Raw genomic sequence first — 19,656 nt, 5'->3', positions numbered from 1 at the left:
CCTCTAAAAGCAGCTTGCGCGGTGCAGTTGGGTTTCGACCGCCAACACTTCGCCCTGCCAGTGCCGGCTAATTTTTTTGAATTGAACAAGGGCCGCCAGTACGCACAGCGGCGTATCGACAAGTCCGGGTTTAGCTATGGATTCTTGTTTTTTGAGTTGCTGGAACTGCCCAAAACTTCGGGCAGACGCTTTCGACGCGGCCATTATACGCCCTCAGAGGCAAGCGTTGCGCTGCCTGTTCAGAGTGCACAGGGGACGCTCCAAGCCTCAAAATGCTGATCGTTCGGCCAAGCTGAACGACAAGTGACGGGGATTGTAGATACGTAAATTTTTAATGACTATGCCTAATTTTGTAACAGTTATTCTCTATATGCGTAACAATCGTCCTCCAAACGCCTCATCGTACTCGAAAAAAGCCCCGTATTCACGGGGCGTTTTTAGCGAAAGCCCCTGAAGTTAGTAAGGTTTGCGGCGATTGCGAATGATGCACGCCGGTACCAGAACTGCGGTCAGGACAAAAGCCGTCAGCGCCCATTGCGCGAGTGATAATCCGAGAACCGGCGGATATGGCGTGGTGCAGAAACCGCCGACCTGGAACCCTGTAGGAAACAGTGTAGCCAATGGCAGGCCATCGACAATCGGCTGCAACACGTCGATACCGCAACTGTCGGACGGATGGGCAAGGATCCAGACATGCCGGCCGGCAGCGGCAATGCCGCCAAGAGCGCTGAGGGTCACCAGGGTTTCAAACGCCGTGACGCTGCGACGCCCGGGCATGGCGGCGCCAATGAACGCAAAAATGGCGATGAACAACAGTGCGTAACGCTGCAGGATGCACAGCGGGCAAGGCGCTTCGTCCAGGACGACCTGCATGTACAGGGCGCCGCCGATCAGGGCCAGGCAGATAATACCCAGCAAAACCAGAAAGCGCTTTTCGCGTCTCAGGTACAACGTGTTGTCGCTCATTCACATACCTTACTGAACTGATGAAAGGGTTGGTCAACGCCATGCAGCGTTCGCAGCCTGAACGGAGGTACGGCCCGACTGCGCCAAGACGTGCGCGATGATCATCTGTCTGATTCGGCAACTCAAGCGTTGGCCAGCCATACGGACGCATTTGCCGGTCAGGTGGTCTGCGCGGCAGCACATCCACAACCGGCAGGACGCTTTTGCAGGAACCGGGTGCAAAGCCCTTCTATATATAGAAGGGTGCGTCAGTTTGTCGCAGCTCTTCTTCTATATATAGCTGCGGTATTTTGTCGCAGGGTGCCTTTCTGTCAAAGCACTATGGCGTGCGAAACCGCGACGCAGGTCGTCGGAAGGCAGAGAGCGACAATGTGCCGCCCTCTCCCGGTTTGACGCAACCGAAGCCAGACTGCCACTATCGGCACATGGGCAGCCAGTTTGTCGGGCCCGCCGTGGTGGGGTGCGACGGCTTTCAATGGCAAGCGAACGGACGCGCTCGGCTGTCGGTTAAAAATCCTCAAGCCTGCCGGCCGCAGGTCGATAACCTGTCATAGAAAGTTGTTTGCCGCTACCAGGCGACGAAATACCTACAGCCAGAAGGTTCATATGTCCAAGAACGTCCGAGCAGATTCACTTTCGCTGCTCCTCTTCACGTTGCGCAGCGGCAAGCTGATGGCGATCAACCTGCTCAAGGTCAGCGAGATCATTCCCTGCCCGCCTCTGACCCATCTTCCCGAATCGCACCCACACGTCAAAGGTATTGCGACGCTACGTGGCTCGTCACTGTCGGTTATCGATCTGAGTCGTGCGATCGGCGAGCGTCCACTGGCCGATCCCGACGGTGGCTGCCTGATCGTCACGGATGTCAGCCGCTCGAAACAGGGCCTGCACGTTCAGGCCGTCAGCAAGATTGTGCATTGCCTGACCACCGATATCCGTCCGCCGCCCTACGGGTCTAGCAGCAAGTCGTTCATCACCGGGGTCACCCAGGTCGACGGCGTGCTGGTGCAAGTACTGGACATCGAAAAAGTGATCCACGGCATCGCCCCTGCACAGATCGTCGTGCAGTCGACGGAGCTGGCCAAAGAGGATGCGGAACTGCTGAGCAAGGCGCGGATTCTGGTCGTCGATGACAGTCAGGTTGCCCTGCAGCAGTCGATCATTACCTTGCGCAATCTCGGCCTCGAATGCCACACGGCGCGCAGTGCCAAAGAGGCTATCGACGTTCTGCTCGACCTGCAGGGTACTGCGCGACAGATCAACGTGGTGGTGTCCGATATCGAGATGTCGGAGATGGACGGCTATGCCCTCACCCGCACGCTCCGGGATACGCCGGACTTCAGTGATCTGTACATTCTGCTGCACACCTCGCTCGACAGCGCGATGAACAGCGAGAAGTCACAGATCGCCGGGGCCAATGCCGTGCTGACCAAGTTCTCGTCACCCGAGTTGACCAAATGCCTGATCGAGGCCGCACGTACGGTGGTCGCCCAAGGGCTCTGATCCCTGAGCGCACGGCGACACAACGTCCGAACCTGACCGATGCATCCGCCGCGCATTACTGGCTGATGCGTCGGGATCTTGCAGTGCCAGTGCCCATCCCGGCCTGGCCGCCTGGCATCCAGCCACATCCCTTCACGCTTGAGCGAGCCGCAGAGGTTCACCGCCTGCTGACTCTGGGTTATGGCAGCGCCGCAGGCTGTGTGGCGGATTATCCGGACTGGCTGGCTGCATTCGAACACGATCCCGAATGCGATCCGTCGCTGTGCTTTCTGGCCATGCGTGACGAAACGGTAGTCGGTGTGATCGTGTGCTGGACCAGCGCATTCATCAGGGACCTGGTTGTGCACCCTGATGTGCGACACAGCGGGATCGGCTACGCCCTGCTCAATCATTTGTTCGCCCACCTGCATACGCGCAATGAAGCAGCTGTCGACCTTCACGTCATGGAAAACAACCTGGCGGCGCGGCGGCTTTACGAAAAATCCGCACTGGCCTATCTCAAGCGTTTCGACATTCCTGCAGCCTGAACCCGCTGTTCACGGCCCGGCGACTGGCGCGCAACTTGCTTCCCGAGACACATCAAGCGAGTGAGTGACCAATTGTTGTCGCTTGCCGCCTACCTGTTGGACGGGTCATCGAGATAATGGACACCAAGTTTTCCTGCGTGGGTTGTGGCGGCTGTTGCACCGACCATCACGTACCGTTGACGCTCAACGAAGCCGCGCAGTGGGCGGCCGATGGCGGCAACGTCATCGTGCTGACCGAGGCATTTTTGAGCAATGGTTATGGGGTTTCCGAGGCGCAGCTCACCCATGCCAGCCGTCGCTCGACCGAGGTCAGCAGTGGCAGTACGACAGCCTTTGTGGCGATCACCTTCGCAGCCTACAACGTCGGGCGCTGCCGGAATCTTGACGAGAAGAACCTGTGTCGTATCTACGAGCGCCGGCCACTGGTGTGCCGGATCTATCCGATGGAGATCAATCCACACATTCCGTTGCGCCCGGAGAACAAGGGCTGCCCGCCAGAGTCCTGGGAGCAGGGTCCGGACCTTATCGTTAACGACAGGCTGGTCGATACGCAGTTGATAGACCTGATCGAACGGTCGCGTCAGGCCGATCGGGATGAAATAGACACCAAACAGCTGATTTGCCAGAAGCTGGGCATTCGCACCACCGCCCTCAAGGGCAACGGTTTCGTCGCCTACCTGCCGGACATGGGCGCGTTTGCTGCCGCCATCGAAGAGGTCAAAAACCCTGCACAGGAGGGGCAAGCCCAAGGCTCGAAGTGGGAATTTCACGTCGCCGGCCAGCACGTTCTGGACACCCTGCAACAGGAAGGTGCCGAGGTGACTGACCGGCAGCCGGTTTCCTACCTGTTCATTCCTTTGCAGGCGGCCTGACAGGATCTCTCAGGCAATCAGCGCTTGCCCATCGACCTGCGGGTGCCAGCCGGCGCGACGCCCGGGGTCTTGTGGTGGCCGTGCTTGTTGTTTTTCTGATGCCACGCCGGCTCTTTTTTGGCCTGGGCAAACTCCGAAGGCTTGAACGGAAAGCTGAAAGGCGCAATGACAGCCCTCTTTTCAGTGTCTGCGACGGAGTCGGCTGCGGCGTCTTGAACAGGAGGTTGTTCAGGCGTGGTCATGGTGTCACCAGAAAGTCGAATTGGCCGGGCAAATGCCCGCGGCCGCGCAGCATACATTAATCGCCGCACAACCGCCCGAGCCTCCTGTCGCCGTCATTTGTAGAACAGATCGACCATCACCTCGGCATTGAACGGTCCGGGCCTTGGCATGTTGGTGTTCCACAGCAGTTCGGCATTGAAGTCCGCCCTGGCTGTGTTGGTTTCGCCGAGCAATTCCGCCAGATGGAATGGCTCGTTGTAACGTAGCGGCTGACCGTTTACTGCGCTGGTAATGCGTATCCCCAATGAATCATTACCGACGGGGATCAGCAGCTCGCCAGACAGAGTGCCTGTCACCGGCCTGAAACGCGCATCAATGCTGAACGGCGAATCACAGCTGCGGCTGGTCAGCAGGGAGAATGTCTGGGTAGCAGTCACTTTGCCAATCGCCACCTGGTGTATCGCAACGTCGCCAAATTCCACGGTTTCCGGGAGCACCTGCAGATCGGCATCGCAGGCCACGAACCTCAGCCCCCGCAGGTTATTGATCACATAACTGAGGCTGCGCCCTGACAGCCGACTCGGGTCTGTCGCGCCGCCCAGTTGAAAGAACCGGTAATCCAGCAGGTCACTGGCCAAACCGGAGGGCGGTGTAGCGCCGAACTTCTGGATGAATACCGAAAACGCCAGGCTGAAACGCACCTTCGGGCAGTTTTCGAGCGTGTTCTCACCCTCGCGACACATCGGCAGGTAGCTGCCGGTACTCACTCGTCCACTGCCTTGGATGTGATCGATACCCTGTAACGTCATTCCGGCACGAATCCCCTGACCGATCGAACGATTGTCCGGATTCAGGTAGATAAAAATCTCCTGCGCTTCGGACTGCCAGCCCTCTGTGGCGCATTCGACCTGAACGTTCAGAGGTTCGGAACGCCATACCACTTCCCCGTCGGGAATCGACTCCGGGATTGCCACCGTACTGCTCAGGTCATCGTGAATTTCGGTTTCGCCCGTCCCTTGAGTGGTACAGATCAGCGCGAAGGTGGAAGCCGGATGCAGTAACAACAACACGGCGAGGGATCGCAGCCAGCCTCTGGCAGAGAGATGTTTCATATCAGCATTCGTCCTGAATGGAATTGTTGTTCGGCAGCCTGGCGGTAGTGGCCGTCTGCCCGGTGAGCTGTGCGCAATGGATCCGTCGGCCGCCGTAGTCGGTCAGCGCCTGGTAGGAAAAACGATGTGTGGCAGAGCGCTCGACACTCGCCGGCACAACCATCGCGACCTGTGCGCCCGGCGCCAGCAACAGATGATCGCCAAGCTGCACCCCGTCGATACGCAGCGCTTGCAGGGCAGCGTGATAGGGCGTCGGGTTACTGACCGTCAGCAACAAGGCGCGCGACGGGTCATGAGTCAGTGTCCACAGCAGCCGCGCGGGAGTGTCGGCCGGATCACCGTCAAGGCCGAGGGGCCGGTAGAACACGTTGATGCGTTGGCGCACGGCGATGTTCAACTGCCCCGCACCGTCCTGGCGTCGGGGTATCTCAAGCACGTAAAGATGCAGCAGCGACTCGTGTTTCTGCGGCATGCCTGTGCCCTGATAGAGCACGCGCAAGGTCTGCCTGCCGCCCACCGGCAGGCGTGAAAGCGGTGGCGTGACCACGAATGGCAGCGCCTTGCGAAGCTCACCCGGGGCGTCGTCGTCATCCACTGCGTCACTGAGCCAGGCCTGTAAAAGTGCCTCGGACTTGCCGCGATTGCGCACCTCGAGCGTGACCTCGCGATACTGCCCGTCGAAAATCAGCCGCGTTCCGCTCAGCGAAACAGCCCCGTGCGCCGCCAGGCCGCTCGTCAACAGCACAGCCGTCAACAGCGCCTTGCATGAGCCAGCGAAAGCGCTCATCGGCATACCACCCTGATCCGCTCGTAGGCTCGCGACGGGTCTCTGGGCGGTAACGAGAATGTCGCCTGGCAACGTTGATCTGACCAGCGCACCCACAGGCTGCCGGCATCCTGCTCGCTGAGCACCAGCGCCTGACTGCCGGGATCGACCACTGCCAGCGCCCTGCCCTGCTCATCTTCGACACTGGCACCCAGCGGCACTTTGCTGCCATCGACGCGCACCAGTTCGAACTGGACCCGGCGGCCCACATTGGCCTTGAAGCGCACCACCGGTATCGCGCCCCTGCGCGGCACGATCTGGGTAATAGCGTTTTCCAGATCGACATCAGCGCCCAGTTGCCGGGTATCCAGGCTGACCCAGTTGGTGCGGTAGGCCTGCGCATAGGGCAAAACCGCATAGCCGTTGCCGGCGGTCTCGACGTTACTGAACGACTTCAAGCGGGCGCCACCGACGTCGGGCACCTGAACCAGAGCAAAGGTTTCTCCCAAGGTCTGCCCCAGGTTCACGCCACCGGCATGCGCCACCAGCGACCCTGCGGCGGACAGGCTGAATGCATCGTAGTCCTGGCCCTGGCTATAACCGGCCTCGAAACGGCCGAACGCCGTGCTGGTGCTGACCTTGCCTGCGCCGAAACTGCCGGAGCTGCTGTCACGTCCAGCCTGTACCGAATAGAACGTGTCGCGGTCGCCCGGCACCTGACCGTTGAGCCCGGCCTGCGCGTTGTACTCGCCGCGGCTGCCGCGCACCGCGTTGAAAGACAGTCGCGACGAGCCGGGGCTGGAGCCGAGCGGCAGGGTCACGCTCAGGGCAACACGATTGTCGGTGCTCGCGTCACCGCTTCGCCCGAAATCCTCGTTGCGTTCGATGGACAGGCTGTAATTGAGCGAATACCAGGCCGCGTTATAGGACAGGTAAAGCTGCCGGGTCTTGCCGGACAGGTTCCAGTAGCGCTGCTCGGACGCCGTCAGGCTCAGCGACGCCGACTGGCCAGGCACTATCTGAGTGATGCTGAGTTCCAGCCGATCCCGCGCCAGCCCAGAGGCCCGCAATTGCCGCAGCGCGCCGCTGTCGCTGACGTGCTGGTTCAGGGTCCGGTATTGCTCGGTCGAATATCGATAACCGGCCACTGCCAACGTGGTGTGGGTGACATCCAGCGTATTGGCATAACGCACGCGCAGGCTCTGGCCACTGCGCGCCCGCTGATCCACCTTGCTGACCGAGCGGGTAAGGTCCATCGACACCGCGCCCAGCCCGGTGTTGATCCCGGTGCCTATGTTCGCGGCCTGGTAATCCTCGGCCAGTTGCACCCCGGCAAACCCGGTAATCCGTTCGGAAAGACCGTAGATCAGGGCCGCACTGGCAAATGCCGGAGAGGCCTGCTGATCGTCGTTGTTGTCGACCTGCCCACCGGCCAGGCTGTAGCGCAACGAGCCTGCGGGAACCATGATCGGCAGCGACGCGTAGGCCTGAGTGAAGGTTCTTACACGCCCGTCGGCTTCGATGACAGACACCGACAAGTCGCCATTGGAGCCACTGGGATAGATATCGGCAATCTCGAACGGCCCGGGCGACACACTGCCGCTGTAGAGCAGAAAGCCGTTCTGGCGAACTTCCACGGTCGCATTGGTTTCGGCAATCCCGCGGATGACCGGGGCATAGGCCCGCTCGCTGTCAGACAGCATGCCATCGTCAGAGGCCAGCGCCGCGCCCCTGAAGCGGACACTGTCGAATACCTGCGAATCGGTGAACGTCTCGCCCAGCGTGAGCTGGCTTTTCAGGGTGGTGATGTCACGCTGCGCGAAGGTACGATTGCTGCGATAACGCCAGGGCCTGTCACTGCCGCCGACCAGAGAGGACTCGTTGCGCAAACGCCAAGCGCCGACGTTCAGCCCGTTTCGCAGCCCCACGTAGTACTGCTCCGTTTCCAGGCCCTTGTTACGCCGCCGGCTGCCATTGAAGTTGTAGTTGATAAAGCCTGCGGTCTCGCCTTGGTCCCAAAGCTCCGGCGACACATAACCGCGAGCACCGCGTGACATCACCGCTTGCGGCACACTGATCGTCAGTCGCAACGCACCGGGCTGATAGTCGACGCGGGCAAATGCGACACGCGCGGGCAGGTCGAAACAGGCCTGGGCAGATGCCTCACCTGGCGGCAGACGGCTCAAGTCCAGACCAAAACTCTGCAGCATCTCGAGCGACAGGCAGGGCTCGATCAGGCCTGATAGCGGACTTTTCAAAAAGCGGATATCCCGCCTGCCGCTCAGCTTGCGATTGACGTAGATATCAACCCGGTAAATACCCGGCAATACACTATTGGAGCGCAGAAACTCCTGAAGGTCAGCCGGCTGATCGCTTCCCTGGATAAACGCCGTATTGAACCTGACTGCCCCGTCGCCACCCGACGAGGCGGCCGACGCGCTGACCGCACACATCAACGTCAATCCGAAACCGATACCCAGCGCACCGCGTCGGGGGTGAGGGAGCGCGCACTGGGCAATAACTCCCTTATTAACTTCTTTGCGCCATTCCATAGCGGTCTTCACTCTACTTCGGCTGTCGCGCGCGCCGTGCAATCCTTTTACACAGACGCAGGTCTGCCGGGCTGTCTTGTCACTGAGGCCCGACGGTTTGAATAGTGAACGCTGACAGTGGATGCGCCAGCTTATCGGGGCGACGCCTTGCCGGCGTTAACCGGTTGTTTGTTGCCAAGGGTTGCCTGATAAGGCACTTGTCCGCCGTAGTCATTGAGACTGACGAAACTCAGAACCAACGGCGCACTTGCCGGTGTGTGCTGTAACGGAATACGCAGACGCTGATGTGGCGCCAGCATCTGACTGTCCAGAAGGGCAAGTTCAGTGTCATGTTGACGTATGGAAATCCGGAGCATGGAGACATGGTAGGGGCCGGGATTTTCGACCTGCACACCGGTGTCATCGACCCGTTGCCAGTTCAGTTTTTCCGGCGCCTGCTGTGGATCACCCTGCAGACCATCAGGCCGGAAGAAGACTTTTATGCGTTGACGTACCGCGATCTGCAGCGTGTTTTCTGCTGCGCTCTGGGGTATTTCCTGAACATTGAGCCATAACACCGACTCACGATCGGTGGGCATGTCAGTACCGGAATGAATGATCCGCAATAGTTGCCTGCCACCACCGGCCATACGCGCAAGCGCGGGTGTGACAATAAACGGCAGGTTCTGCAGCCCTTCGTTATTGCTGGCCGCCGTCGTCGGAGATTCAAGCCAGGACTGCAGGAGAATCTCCCCCCCGCCACTGTTGTGCACCCCCAGACTGACCTCTTTGTCGTTGCCCTGGTAAATGACTCGCGTTGTATTCAATACGATGCCCGCCTGAACGGTGGATGCGCAGAACAACCACGCAACAAGCATCGTGTAGCGAAAAAAATCGGAAAACATGCTGGCGTTCGCCTTGAATTCGGTAGAGGACAGAGCGAGCACGGCCCGCCCTGTCCGACACGATTACTCGTAATCCATCACGAACGGCAGAAAGCCGTCGGCATTGCCCGGATTGGTGGGCGTGCCGTTAAGCACATACACCGCGCCAAAATTGATTTCAGCGGTGGCACCGCTGGCGCCATCCTTGATGAGTGTGGTGTCGACGGTTTCGTCGCCGCTCAGATCCATCAACACGCTGGAGGCATTGAGCAGGCCGATACCGACGCCATCTGCCGCACCGGTGGTGCGCAGGAGTTTCGCGTCGTTGTTGTCCAGGCCACTGCCGTTACGGGCAATAAGGCGCATCTTCACCATGTTGTATTGGTCGGCACCCGCACTGCAGTTGACCAGCAACTGGATGGGGGAAGCCGTTTCGAATCGGCTTTCGCTCGATACACCGATATCGGAGAAGGACACGTTGCCCAGGTCGATATTGATTTCGCCAGGGTTGGTCCCCGTACTGACACCCGTGCCCGGCCCCACATCGCAGGAGATATTGGTCAGTGTTCCGTTGAAGACCATTGTGCCGTTGTTCGCCGCACTGGCGGTACCTGCCATGCCAGCGCCCATTACGCCCAGAACTGCCAATGTAAGAGAAAGCTTTTTCATGCTAACGACCTTCCTTGTGTTATTTCGTGTGTGCCCGCTATCGGACGGTGAGCACTATAGAGCCAGGTCGATTTCAGTGCTGTCAGCTCGATAACTTTCACCCCGCAGACAACACAACACAACACGCAGGACAGGTCTGTAGGAATAATTATAAGTGGTGCCTTGCACACTGATAAAAACCCTTTTCAATACAGAAGCGCGCCCTTACTCAGGCACAGACTGCCGACGCCTTCACTGTGGCCGAGGTTATGTATCGTTCAAACTTTACAGGCACTGGACTGCCCCTTGAAAGCGTGACAGTCCGGACGAGAAAACACGACAGACCGGTAGTTACTGATAGCTCAACGTGACCACTGCAGCACTTGCCTGCAGGGCTTCTCCGTCGATTAACACGGCGGCAGGCAGCACCTGATACTGCGTCACGAAGGGCATTGCCTGCTCACCACAGACATTGCGTTCGGTGCTCACATGAATAGTGACCCCGGGTGCAACTTCCAGCGTTCGCGAATGAACACTGGGCGCCGCCATCTCTGTACTGGAAATCATGCAACTGCTGTTGACAATACTGCCACGCAACGTAATTGCACCGTCCTTTGCCCATGACAAACCGGGAGCAGCCAGCAGCAACGTCGACAGGATTGCGACCCACAAACGTTTATCAAGGGACCGTAACTTCACCATCACTTTTCCGTTCGATTTCTGACTGCTCATGGCGTACTCCATTCATAGACTCATACGATAATTTAAGTTGATGAGAGAATGACCTGCCAGAAACCTACTTAGGAAAATGTAGGAAAACTCCTAGGACTTTATAAACATCTGGACAACTATCTCTTCAACATAGATATCGTCCGATTCCGACTTTTCTTGACTGCACGCCACACCCGCTGGAGGCTTTCTGACAAACCTGACAGCTGAAAGTCATTCTGTTGACCGGGTTTGCAGGCTATAAGGAAGCTGTAAAAAACATCTCTCCCGTACCGACATTTGGCGTTTTCTTCATATGCGCAGAAAGACCCTGACCGTCACCGCCGTCGTCCTGGTGATCGCCTGTGCGGCGATTGCCGGCTGGAAACTGACACGCCCGGCCGCACTCCCCAAAAATGCCGCTGCCGCTGTGCCCGTCAAAGTGATCACGGTCAGCCTTGAAGACGTACCGCGTTTCGTCACAGGGATCGGATCGGTGCTGTCGCTGCAAAGCGTGGTGATCCGCCCCCAGGTGGATGGGGTGCTGACGCGTGTGTTGGTCAAGGAAGGTCAGCAGGTCAAGGCCGGGGACCTGCTGGCAACGCTGGATGACCGCTCTATCCGGGCCGCGCAGGAGCAGGCGCGTGCCCAGTTGGCGCAAAGCAAGGCGCAGCTGGACGTCGCGCAACTGGACCTCAAGCGCTATCGCCAGCTCACCCAGGACAATGGCATCTCGCGGCAGACATTCGACCAACAGCAGGCAATGGTCAGGCAACTCGAAGCCACGGCGAAAGGCAACGAAGCGAGCATCAACGCCTCACAGGTGCAGCTGTCCTACACCCAGATTCGCTCGCCGGTGACGGGACGGGTCGGTATTCGCAACGTCGATGAAGGCAACTTCCTGCGCGTCAGCGATGCTGCAGGGCTGTTTTCAGTGACCCAGATCGACCCGATTGCCGTGGAGTTTTCCCTGCCACAGCAAATGTTGCCGACCCTGCAGGGGCTGATTGCCGAACGTAACGCTGCGACCGTCAAGGCGTATCAGGGCGACGGCGCGGCCAACGGCCTGCTGCTGGGTGAAGGCACGCTTTCATTGATCGACAATCAGGTGTCGGCAAGCACCGGTACGATCCGCGCCAAGGCGCAATTCAAAAACCCCGGCGAGCAACTCTGGCCGGGGCAACTGGTGACCGTGAAGATCCAGACCGGTATCGAACTCAACTCGCTGAAAGTGCCGCCACAAGTGGTGCAGCGCGGCGTTGACCTGCACTTCGTCTATCGGCTCACTGCCGATAACAAGGTAGAAGTCGTACCCGTCAAAGTGCTCTATCAGGACAGCGAACAGACATTGATCAGCGGGCCGCGTGCTGGCGATGTACTGGTCAGCGACGGCCAGTCGCGGCTACGCCCCGGCGCAACGGTCGAAGTGATCAGCGCGCCTGCTGCGGATGTCGCGAGCGCGCAAGTGGAGCCCGCACGATGAACGGCCGGGGCTCGGTATCGGCGTGGTGCATCGACCACCCGGTGGCCACCTTGTTGCTGACCTTCGCACTGGTACTGCTGGGGGTCATTGCCTTTCCACGGCTGCCGATCGCGCCGTTGCCGGAAGCGGAATTCCCGACCATCCAGGTCACCGCGCAGCTCCCCGGCGCCAGCCCCGAAACCATGGCGTCTTCGGTTGCCACGCCACTGGAAGTACAGTTCAGTGCGATACCGGGCATGACCCAGATGACCTCCAGCAGCGCACTGGGCTCCACCAACCTGACGCTGCAATTCACGCTCAACAAAAGCATCGACACTGCGGCCCAGGAAGTGCAGGCCGCCATCAATACCGCAGCCGGACGCCTGCCGGCCGACCTGCCCAGTCTGCCGACCTGGCGCAAGGTCAACCCGGCCGACAGCCCGGTGCTGATCCTCAGCGTGAGTTCCAGCCTGATCCCCGGCACAGAACTGAGCGACGTCACCGAAACCATTCTGGCGCGCCAGCTCAGCCAGATCGAAGGCGTGGGCCAGGTCTTCATCACCGGTCAGCAACGTCCGGCGATTCGTGTTCAGGCCGCTCCCGAGAAACTGGCTGCGCTGGGACTGACCCTGGCCGATATTCGCCTGGCGGTGCAACAGACCAGCCTTAACCTGGCCAAGGGTGCCCTGTACGGCAAGGACAGTATTTCGACCCTGTCTTCCAACGACCAGTTGTTCAAGCCGCAGGACTACGCGCAACTGATTGTTTCCTACAAGAACGGCGCACCCGTCCAGCTCAAGGATGTGGCACGGGTGGTCGCGGGCTCGGAAAACGCCTACGTCAAGGCCTGGTCCGGCGATCAGCAAGGCGTCAACATCGCCATCTTCCGCCAGCCGGGCGCCAACATTGTCGACACCGTGGACCGTATCCAGGGTGAACTGCCACGCTTGCAGGAAATGCTCCCGGCCAGCGTCGATGTCTCGGTACTCAACGACCGCACCCGTACCATCCGTGCCTCGCTGCATGAAGTGGAAATGACCCTGATGATAGCGGTGCTGCTGGTGGTCGCGGTCATGGCGCTGTTCCTGCGCCAACTGTCAGCCACCCTGATCGTCAGTGCGGTACTCGGGGTCTCGCTGATAGCCAGCTTTGCGATGATGTACCTGTTCGGTTTCAGCCTGAACAACCTGACACTGGTGGCCATCGTGGTCGCGGTCGGTTTCGTGGTGGACGACGCCATCGTGGTGGTCGAGAACATCCACCGTCATCTCGAAGCCGGTCAGGGCATGCGCGAGGCCGCAATAAAGGGCTCAGGGGAAATCGGCTTTACCGTAGTGTCGATCAGTTTCTCACTGGTGGCGGCGTTCATTCCGCTGTTGTTCATGGGCGGCGTGGTCGGGCGACTGTTCAAGGAGTTCGCACTGACCGCAACCGCGACCATCCTTATTTCGGTGGTCGTCTCCCTGACCCTCGCGCCGACCCTGGCCGCCTTGTTCATGCGCGCGCCCACCCATCACCCGCATCAGAAACCGGGGTTCGGTGAACGCCTGCTCGCCTCCTACGAGCGTGGCTTGCGCAAGGCCCTGGCCCATCAGCGGCTGATGCTTGGCGTGTTCGGCCTGACCCTGGCGCTGGCAGTGGTCGGTTACATCCTCATCCCCAAAGGCTTCTTTCCGGTCCAGGACACCGCTTTTGCACTCGGGACCACCGAGGCAGCTGCCGACATCTCCTACCCGGACATGGTGGAAAAACACCTGGAACTGGCAAAGATCGTCGGCGCGGACCCTGCGGTGCTGGCGTTCTCGCATTCGGTCGGTGTTTCAGGCAGCAACCAGACCATCGCCAACGGCCGCTTCTGGATCTCGCTCAAGCCACGTGCCGAACGCGATGTGTCGGTCAGTGAGTTCATCGACCGCCTGCGCCCCAAACTGGCCAAGGTCCCGGGCATCGTTCTGTACCTGCGCGCCGGGCAGGACATCAACCTCAGCTCCGGCCCGAGCCGCAGTCAGTACCAGTACGTGCTCAAGAGCAACGACGGCGAATTGCTCAACACCTGGACGCAACGGCTGACTGAAAAGCTGCGCAGCAACCCGGCGTTTCGCGACATGTCCAACGACTTGCAACTGGGCGGCAGCGTCACGCACATCGACATCGACCGCAGCGCTGCCGCGCGATTCGGCCTGACCACGGCCGATGTCGACCAGGCACTGTACGACGCGTTCGGCCAGCGGCAGATCAGCGAGTATCAGACGGAAGTCAACCAGTACAAGGTGATCCTTGAACTGGACGCCCAGCAGCGCGGCAAGGCTGAAAGCCTGGCGTACTTCTACCTGCGCTCACCGCTGACCAGCGAAATGGTGCCGCTGTCGGCGCTGGCCAAGGTCAGTGCGCCGCGCATGGGACCGTTATCGATCAGCCATGACGGGATGTTTCCGGCGGCGAACCTGTCGTTCAACCTGGCACCCGGGGTCGCCTTGGGCGATGCGGTGCGCATGCTCGATCAGGCCAAGAACGAGATCGGCATGCCCGCCTCGATCATCGGCAGCTTCCAGGGTGCGGCACAGGCGTTCCAGAGCTCGCTGGCCAACCAGCCGTGGCTGATCCTAGCGGCGCTGGTGGCGGTGTACATCATTCTGGGCGTGCTCTATGAAAGCTTCGTGCACCCGCTGACCATCATCTCCACCCTGCCCTCGGCAGGTATCGGCGCATTGTTGCTGTTGTGGATGATGGGCCAGGACTTCTCGATCATGGCCCTGATCGGCGTGGTGTTGCTGATCGGTATCGTCAAAAAGAACGGTATTCTGCTGGTGGACTTTGCCCTGCAGGCCCAGCGCGAGCAGGGTCTCACGTCGCACGAGGCCATTTATGAGGCCTGTATCACCCGCTTCCGACCGATTATCATGACCACCCTCGCCGCCCTGCTCGGCGCGCTGCCGTTGATGCTCGGTTTCGGCGTCGGTGCCGAGTTGCGTCAGCCGCTGGGTATTGCCGTGGTCGGCGGCCTGCTGGTGAGCCAGATGCTCACGTTGTTCACGACGCCGGTCATTTATCTGCAACTGGAGCGGCTGTTTCATCGACGCCACCCGGCGCCCGCCGCACCGGCGCCGGCCCTGCACAAGTGAGAGTCGCCCAATGCGCGTGCTGATTATCGAAGACGAAGAGAAAACCGCCGACTACCTGCGTCGGGGCCTGACCGAACAGGGCTATGCCGTGGACGTGGCGCGCGACGGGATCGAAGGCCTGCACCTGGCGCTGGAGAATGACCATGCGATCGTCATTCTCGATGTGATGCTCCCGGGCCTGGATGGTTTTGGTGTGTTGCGTGCGTTGCGCGCGCGCAAACAGACACCCGTGATCATGCTGACCGCACGCGAGCAGGTCGACGACCGCATTCGCGGCCTGCGCGAAGGCGCGGATGATTACCTGGGCAAACCGTTTTCCTTTCTGGAACTGGTCGCCCGTCTGCAGGCCCTGACCCGGCGCAGCGGTGGCCATGAACCGGTACAGATCACCATCGCCGACCTGTGGATAGACCTGATCAGCCGCAAGGCGACCCGTGCCGGCCTGCGCCTGGACCTGACCGCCAAGGAGTTTTCGCTGCTCAGCGTGCTGGCCCGACGTCAGGGCGACATTCTCTCCAAGACATCCATCGCCGAGATGGTCTGGGACATCAACTTCGACAGCGATACCAATGTGGTCGAAGTCGCGATCAAGCGCTTGCGGGCCAAGCTCGATGGCCCTCACGAGCACAAGCTGCTGCACACCATTCGCGGCATGGGCTACGTGCTGGAGAACCGCAGTGCGGGTTGATTCGATTGCTTTACGCCTGAGCGGGATGTTCGCGCTGGTGGCACTGGTGGTGTTCCTGCTGATCGGCTGGGCCTTGTACCTGCAGGTCGACAAGAGCCTCGACCTGCTGCCCCGCGCGGAAGTGGATGCGCGCTACAGCGTGCTGGAATCGGCGGTCAATCGTTTCGGCAACCCGGAGCACTGGGGCAAGATCAAGAACAAGCTCAGTTTGCTCAGCGAAGAGGACAAGCGCCTGCGCTTCTGGGTGGTGAGTGACAATCCGCTCTACGAGTTCGGCAATCCCGGTGCGGACATTCGTCGTTTTGCGCACGGGCCGCTGGGCATGCACGACCTGAGACTGGCAGATCATCCGTTTTCGTTCAAAGTGCTGGTCAGCGAGTTTCCCGCCAAGGAACAGCGTCCGGCACTGCGCTTTCTGACCGCCATCGACACCGAGACGTTCTGGCACACGCAACACTCGCTGCTGGTCGCCCTGATCAGCCTGGCCACGCTGGGCATTCTGCTCGCGTCGGCGCTGGGCTACTGGGTCGCGCGAATTGGCCTGCGACCGCTGACCAGCCTCTCGCAGGAAGTCCAGAAGCTCGCCCCGCCACGGCTGTCCGGACGCTTGCAGCTGTCGCCGCTGCCGCCGGAACTCGAGCAATTCGTCGCCTCATTCAACTCCACGCTTGAACGCGTCGAGCAAGCCTACTCGAGGCTGGAGTCGTTCAATGCCGATGTGGCACACGAGCTTCGTTCGCCGCTGACCAATCTGATCGGTCAGACCCAGGTAGCGCTGACCCGCGGCCGCTCTGCCGAACATTATTTCGAGGTGCTGCAGTCGAATCTCGAAGAGCTGGAGCGCCTGCGCTCGATCATCAACGACATGCTGTTTCTGGCCAGCGCCGATCAGGGCACCAGGGTCAAGGCACAGACCTGCACCTCACTGGCTGAAGAAGTCGCTACAACGCTGGATTACCTGGACTTCATTCTGGAAGACGCGCACGTGCAAGTCCGTGTCAACGGCGACGCCAGCGCGCCGATTGAAAAATCCCACTTGCGCCGAGCGCTGATCAACCTGTTGCATAACGCCGTCCAGCACACCGGCGCTGGCGAGGCCATTGAAGTCAACATCGAATCGCGCGATGCCCATGTCACTGTCAGCGTGACCAATCCGGGCGTACACATCGCTCAGGAACATTTACCCAGACTGTTCGAGCGCTTTTATCGGGTGGATGCCTCACGCAGCAACAGCGGCGCCAATCACGGCCTGGGGCTGGCCATCGTCAAGGCGATTGCCTTGATGCATGGCGGCACCGTGTTCGTGAACAGCGACAAGGGCGCCAATACTTTCGGCATCCAGCTGCCCCGCTGACACCTGAAAATACTGACTGCACTGACCGTTTTCACGGCCCTCAATGTGCGCCTGTTCGCAGCATTTTAAATACACTTGCTTTATTCACATTCCCTTCATATGAGGCTATAAGGAGCGTGTTATACACGCGTCATTAAGTTCCCCAAATAACTGATAATTTTATTAACCGATTATCAAGAATCATTCGTCTGCAGGTAGAACAACCGATGATGGTGTTTGCGTTTTCTCGGCAAGCCCGGCTCAGATGGACCCGTCCGGAACTGATATTGATTTTCGGCAGCTCGGTTTCAATGCTCGCCATTCTGGCGATCGTGGCGTCTCTACTGGCCCGGGAGCGCGACGACGCAGCACAGACAGCAGCACGTGCAGCATCCAATATCGTGCGTTTGATTGATGCCGACGTCATGCGTAACGCAGAACTTTACGACTCTTCCCTGCAGGGTATGATCAGTGCGTGGCAGCGTCCGGACCTTCAGCAACTGTCGCCTGAACTGCGCCAACTTGTACTGTTTGATCGCGCCACTGCCGCCTCTTACAAGGGCGATCTGGTATTGCTCGATAACCGCGGCGAGATATTGGCTGATTCTTTATCTGTCATTCCTCGACAGGACAACTTTTCTGACCGCGCCTATTTCAAGGACCATGCAACCGACCGCTCTTTGACGCTACATGTCAGCGCGCCGTACAAGACGCGCTGGGGCTACAAGGACTGGTGCATCAGTTTCAGCCGTCGTATATCAGGACCCAACGGTGAGTTCATGGGCATCGTGAGTGCGGCGATGCGCCTGGTGTATTTCAAGCACCTGTTCATGAGCCAGAACCTGGGCAGTGAAAGCAGCATCAACCTGATCAATACCTCGGGCATTCTGATCGTTCGCTACCCGGAAATGGAAGGCCAGGATCTGATCGGCAAGGATTACAGCCACAGCCCCAACTTTCAGCGCATCCTTCAGGAAGGCGATGGCAGCTTCGCCGCGATGTCGACGCAGTTGAACGCTCGTCGGCTGTATACCTTTTCCCGAGTCGGCAACCTGCCGCTGATCGTCGTCATCGGGCAGTCCGAGGATGAGGTGTATGCCGTCTGGCGGCGCAATGCCTGGCTGGTCGGCTCGGCCACCAGCGTTTTGTGTCTGGGCATTCTGTGGCTGACCTGGCTGCTGTGTCGCGAACTGCGAAGACGCCACCGTGCCGAAGATGCGCTGGCCAGCCTGGCCGCGACAGATGGTCTGACCGGGCTCGATAACCGCCGCCAGCTCGACGAGGCCATGGAGACCGAATGGGCCCGAGCGCAACGCTCTGGCAAGCCGCTGTCATTGCTGATGATCGACGTAGACCATTTCAAGGCATTCAATGAGCGTCACGGCCATCAGGGCGGGGACGAGGCGCTGCGTCTGATTGCGCAGACCATCTCATACTGCATCCGCCGTCCGGGCGACCGGGTGGCGCGCTATGGCGGCGAAGAGTTCGTGGTGGTGCTGCCGGAAACAGACTTGCCGGGCGCCATGCTGATCGCGGAAAAAATTCGCAAGGCCGCAGAGTCACTGCCGCTGTTCAGGAATGCCGAGCATCCCATCACCGTGAGCATCGGGGTCGCTTCGGAGGTCGTTCGTCAGGGAGATAAACTGGAGGCGTTTTTCGGGGTGGCCGACAAGGCGCTGTATCAGGCCAAGGACAATGGGCGTAACCGGGTCGAGTACCGCAGCTCGGTTGCCAGAAAGGTCACCGATCAGGTTTGACCGGCTGCCTTCGGGCATAAAAAAACGCCAGACTGGCTGGCGTTTTTTCGGTTACCGCTGAGGCATCGAATTACGATGCGGCATGGGCTGCACGTGCTGCGTCACGCAGTGCTTTTACCTTGTCGTGGTTGGCCAGAACGCCAGCCTGCTGCTTTTCAATCAGCGCGATAACGTTAGTGGAAACGTTATTGGCGCGGGCTTTTTCCAGCGCTTCGCGATAAGCCTTCTTGGCAACGTCTTCGCCTTTTTCAACTTCTTCCAGAACGGCCTTGTCGTCGTCCGAAGTAACCATCGACTTCAGGTTGACCCATGCGCGGTGCAGTGCGCCAGATACGCTGGAAGAATCTTCAGGCTTGCCACCCAGTGCGGTCACTTCAGCTTGCAGTTCACGAACGGCTGCAGCGACTTCAGTAGAACGGTTTGCAAGGAACGATTTTACCTGGGCGCTTTTTGCGTGTTCTGCGCTGGTACGGAAACCTTCTTCACCGTCTTTGCTGGTTTCGATCAGGTCATTCAGGATAGAGATCGTTTCTTTGTTGATATCAGTCATTTGAT

18 protein-coding genes are annotated in these 19,656 nt (G+C 59.6%); 8 read left to right on the top strand and 10 right to left on the bottom strand.

Going from position 1 to position 19,656, the window contains the following annotated elements; genetic code table 11:
- Positions 1 to 3: 3 nt before the first annotated feature.
- Together KUIN1_RS27455 and KUIN1_RS06310 are read right to left on the bottom strand one after the other, a co-directional pair.
- A complete protein-coding gene (locus KUIN1_RS27455) occupies positions 4 to 204 on the bottom strand; it encodes a hypothetical protein (protein WP_003314077.1) in 201 nt (66 codons plus the stop codon).
- 252 nt (positions 205 to 456) lie between these two features.
- Entirely contained in the window at positions 457 to 966 is a 510-nt protein-coding gene (locus tag KUIN1_RS06310; RefSeq protein ID WP_024642500.1) for a disulfide bond formation protein B, read from the bottom strand.
- A gap of 606 nt (positions 967 to 1,572) precedes the next feature.
- Here KUIN1_RS06310 and KUIN1_RS06305 point away from each other — a divergent pair.
- The 3 genes from KUIN1_RS06305 to KUIN1_RS06295 all read left to right on the top strand — a co-directional run bounded on the left by KUIN1_RS06305 (position 1,573) and on the right by KUIN1_RS06295 (position 3,868).
- Positions 1,573 to 2,469 carry a chemotaxis protein gene (locus tag KUIN1_RS06305; protein ID WP_003408993.1) on the top strand — a complete coding sequence of 299 codons (897 nt, stop codon included), beginning with the start codon at positions 1,573 to 1,575 and terminating at the stop codon, positions 2,467 to 2,469.
- A gap of 65 nt (positions 2,470 to 2,534) precedes the next feature.
- Positions 2,535 to 2,996 (top strand): GNAT family N-acetyltransferase, encoded by a 462-nt coding sequence (locus KUIN1_RS06300; protein WP_116866395.1) that lies wholly within the window; start codon positions 2,535 to 2,537, stop codon positions 2,994 to 2,996.
- A 116-nt stretch (positions 2,997 to 3,112) separates the two neighbouring features.
- Positions 3,113 to 3,868 carry a YkgJ family cysteine cluster protein gene (locus KUIN1_RS06295; protein WP_004406625.1) on the top strand — a complete coding sequence of 252 codons (756 nt, stop codon included), beginning with the start codon at positions 3,113 to 3,115 and terminating at the stop codon, positions 3,866 to 3,868.
- Between the two features lie 17 nt (positions 3,869 to 3,885).
- Here the strand turns inward: KUIN1_RS06295 and KUIN1_RS06290 are convergent, their stop codons facing one another.
- The 7 genes from KUIN1_RS06290 to KUIN1_RS06260 form a co-directional block, all read right to left on the bottom strand.
- On the bottom strand, positions 3,886 to 4,110 hold the full coding sequence (locus tag KUIN1_RS06290) for a hypothetical protein (protein WP_004406626.1): 225 nt from the start codon (positions 4,108 to 4,110) through the stop codon (positions 3,886 to 3,888).
- A 93-nt stretch (positions 4,111 to 4,203) separates the two neighbouring features.
- Positions 4,204 to 5,202, bottom strand: coding sequence for a fimbrial protein (locus KUIN1_RS06285; RefSeq protein ID WP_004406627.1), 999 nt, complete (start codon positions 5,200 to 5,202; stop codon positions 4,204 to 4,206).
- Position 5,203: 1 nt separating this feature from the next.
- Entirely contained in the window at positions 5,204 to 5,989 is a 786-nt protein-coding gene (locus tag KUIN1_RS06280; RefSeq protein WP_116866403.1) for a fimbrial biogenesis chaperone, read from the bottom strand.
- The gene (locus tag KUIN1_RS06275; protein WP_172980090.1) at positions 5,986 to 8,448 is read right to left on the bottom strand and encodes a fimbria/pilus outer membrane usher protein; all 2,463 of its coding nucleotides are present in this window, start codon (positions 8,446 to 8,448) and stop codon (positions 5,986 to 5,988) included. Before KUIN1_RS06275 ends, KUIN1_RS06280 begins: the two co-directional genes overlap by 4 nt.
- 203 nt (positions 8,449 to 8,651) lie before the next feature.
- Positions 8,652 to 9,404: a fimbrial biogenesis chaperone gene (locus KUIN1_RS06270; protein ID WP_024642498.1), complete on the bottom strand. Its 753-nt coding sequence runs from the start codon at positions 9,402 to 9,404 to the stop codon at positions 8,652 to 8,654.
- 63 nt (positions 9,405 to 9,467) lie between these two features.
- Positions 9,468 to 10,052 carry a fimbrial protein gene (locus tag KUIN1_RS06265; RefSeq protein ID WP_011266843.1) on the bottom strand — a complete coding sequence of 195 codons (585 nt, stop codon included), beginning with the start codon at positions 10,050 to 10,052 and terminating at the stop codon, positions 9,468 to 9,470.
- 330 nt (positions 10,053 to 10,382) lie between these two features.
- Complete coding sequence (locus tag KUIN1_RS06260; protein WP_116886523.1) at positions 10,383 to 10,763, bottom strand: hypothetical protein; 381 nt, start codon at positions 10,761 to 10,763, stop codon at positions 10,383 to 10,385.
- A gap of 292 nt (positions 10,764 to 11,055) precedes the next feature.
- Between KUIN1_RS06260 and KUIN1_RS06255 the strand changes: the two genes are divergently transcribed.
- The 5 genes from KUIN1_RS06255 to KUIN1_RS06235 all read left to right on the top strand — a co-directional run bounded on the left by KUIN1_RS06255 (position 11,056) and on the right by KUIN1_RS06235 (position 19,101).
- Positions 11,056 to 12,222, top strand: a complete 1,167-nt coding sequence (locus tag KUIN1_RS06255) for an efflux RND transporter periplasmic adaptor subunit (RefSeq protein ID WP_116886524.1) — start codon at positions 11,056 to 11,058, stop codon at positions 12,220 to 12,222.
- Positions 12,219 to 15,323 (top strand): multidrug efflux RND transporter permease subunit, encoded by a 3,105-nt coding sequence (locus KUIN1_RS06250; RefSeq protein ID WP_024651219.1) that lies wholly within the window; start codon positions 12,219 to 12,221, stop codon positions 15,321 to 15,323. Before KUIN1_RS06255 ends, KUIN1_RS06250 begins: the two co-directional genes overlap by 4 nt.
- A 10-nt stretch (positions 15,324 to 15,333) precedes the next feature.
- Positions 15,334 to 16,011 (top strand): heavy metal response regulator transcription factor, encoded by a 678-nt coding sequence (locus KUIN1_RS06245; RefSeq protein ID WP_003314062.1) that lies wholly within the window; start codon positions 15,334 to 15,336, stop codon positions 16,009 to 16,011.
- A complete protein-coding gene (locus KUIN1_RS06240; protein ID WP_024660810.1) occupies positions 16,001 to 17,365 on the top strand; it encodes a heavy metal sensor histidine kinase in 1,365 nt (454 codons plus the stop codon). Before KUIN1_RS06245 ends, KUIN1_RS06240 begins: the two co-directional genes overlap by 11 nt.
- 206 nt (positions 17,366 to 17,571) lie before the next feature.
- On the top strand, positions 17,572 to 19,101 hold the full coding sequence (locus tag KUIN1_RS06235; protein WP_004406640.1) for a sensor domain-containing diguanylate cyclase: 1,530 nt from the start codon (positions 17,572 to 17,574) through the stop codon (positions 19,099 to 19,101).
- A gap of 70 nt (positions 19,102 to 19,171) precedes the next feature.
- Here the strand turns inward: KUIN1_RS06235 and KUIN1_RS06230 are convergent, their stop codons facing one another.
- Positions 19,172 to 19,651, bottom strand: coding sequence for a PA2169 family four-helix-bundle protein (locus tag KUIN1_RS06230; RefSeq protein ID WP_024651215.1), 480 nt, complete (start codon positions 19,649 to 19,651; stop codon positions 19,172 to 19,174).
- Positions 19,652 to 19,656: the final 5 nt, after the last annotated feature.

It is taken from the genome of Pseudomonas sp. KUIN-1 (assembly GCF_009176725.1).
GTDB lineage: Bacteria > Pseudomonadota > Gammaproteobacteria > Pseudomonadales > Pseudomonadaceae > Aquipseudomonas > Aquipseudomonas fragariae.
The sequence above is the reverse complement of the archived record's forward strand: the minus strand, read 5'-3'. Positions and strand labels throughout refer to the sequence as shown.

Excerpts from the sequence above, each read along its gene's own strand:
- KUIN1_RS27455 (WP_003314077.1), bottom strand. The coding sequence starts at position 204 with ATGGCCGCGTCGAAAGCGTCTGCCCGAAGTTTTGGGCAGTTCCAGCAA.
- KUIN1_RS06310 (WP_024642500.1), bottom strand. The coding sequence starts at position 966 with ATGAGCGACAACACGTTGTACCTGAGACGCGAAAAGCGCTTTCTGGTT.
- KUIN1_RS06305 (WP_003408993.1), top strand. The coding sequence starts at position 1,573 with ATGTCCAAGAACGTCCGAGCAGATTCACTTTCGCTGCTCCTCTTCACG.
- KUIN1_RS06300 (WP_116866395.1), top strand. The coding sequence starts at position 2,535 with ATGCGTCGGGATCTTGCAGTGCCAGTGCCCATCCCGGCCTGGCCGCCT.
- KUIN1_RS06295 (WP_004406625.1), top strand. The coding sequence starts at position 3,113 with ATGGACACCAAGTTTTCCTGCGTGGGTTGTGGCGGCTGTTGCACCGAC.
- KUIN1_RS06290 (WP_004406626.1), bottom strand. The coding sequence starts at position 4,110 with ATGACCACGCCTGAACAACCTCCTGTTCAAGACGCCGCAGCCGACTCC.
- KUIN1_RS06285 (WP_004406627.1), bottom strand. The coding sequence starts at position 5,202 with ATGAAACATCTCTCTGCCAGAGGCTGGCTGCGATCCCTCGCCGTGTTG.
- KUIN1_RS06280 (WP_116866403.1), bottom strand. The coding sequence starts at position 5,989 with ATGAGCGCTTTCGCTGGCTCATGCAAGGCGCTGTTGACGGCTGTGCTG.
- KUIN1_RS06270 (WP_024642498.1), bottom strand. The coding sequence starts at position 9,404 with ATGTTTTCCGATTTTTTTCGCTACACGATGCTTGTTGCGTGGTTGTTC.
- KUIN1_RS06265 (WP_011266843.1), bottom strand. The coding sequence starts at position 10,052 with ATGAAAAAGCTTTCTCTTACATTGGCAGTTCTGGGCGTAATGGGCGCT.
- KUIN1_RS06260 (WP_116886523.1), bottom strand. The coding sequence starts at position 10,763 with ATGAGCAGTCAGAAATCGAACGGAAAAGTGATGGTGAAGTTACGGTCC.
- KUIN1_RS06255 (WP_116886524.1), top strand. The coding sequence starts at position 11,056 with ATGCGCAGAAAGACCCTGACCGTCACCGCCGTCGTCCTGGTGATCGCC.
- KUIN1_RS06250 (WP_024651219.1), top strand. The coding sequence starts at position 12,219 with ATGAACGGCCGGGGCTCGGTATCGGCGTGGTGCATCGACCACCCGGTG.
- KUIN1_RS06245 (WP_003314062.1), top strand. The coding sequence starts at position 15,334 with ATGCGCGTGCTGATTATCGAAGACGAAGAGAAAACCGCCGACTACCTG.
- KUIN1_RS06235 (WP_004406640.1), top strand. The coding sequence starts at position 17,572 with ATGATGGTGTTTGCGTTTTCTCGGCAAGCCCGGCTCAGATGGACCCGT.
- KUIN1_RS06230 (WP_024651215.1), bottom strand. The coding sequence starts at position 19,651 with ATGACTGATATCAACAAAGAAACGATCTCTATCCTGAATGACCTGATC.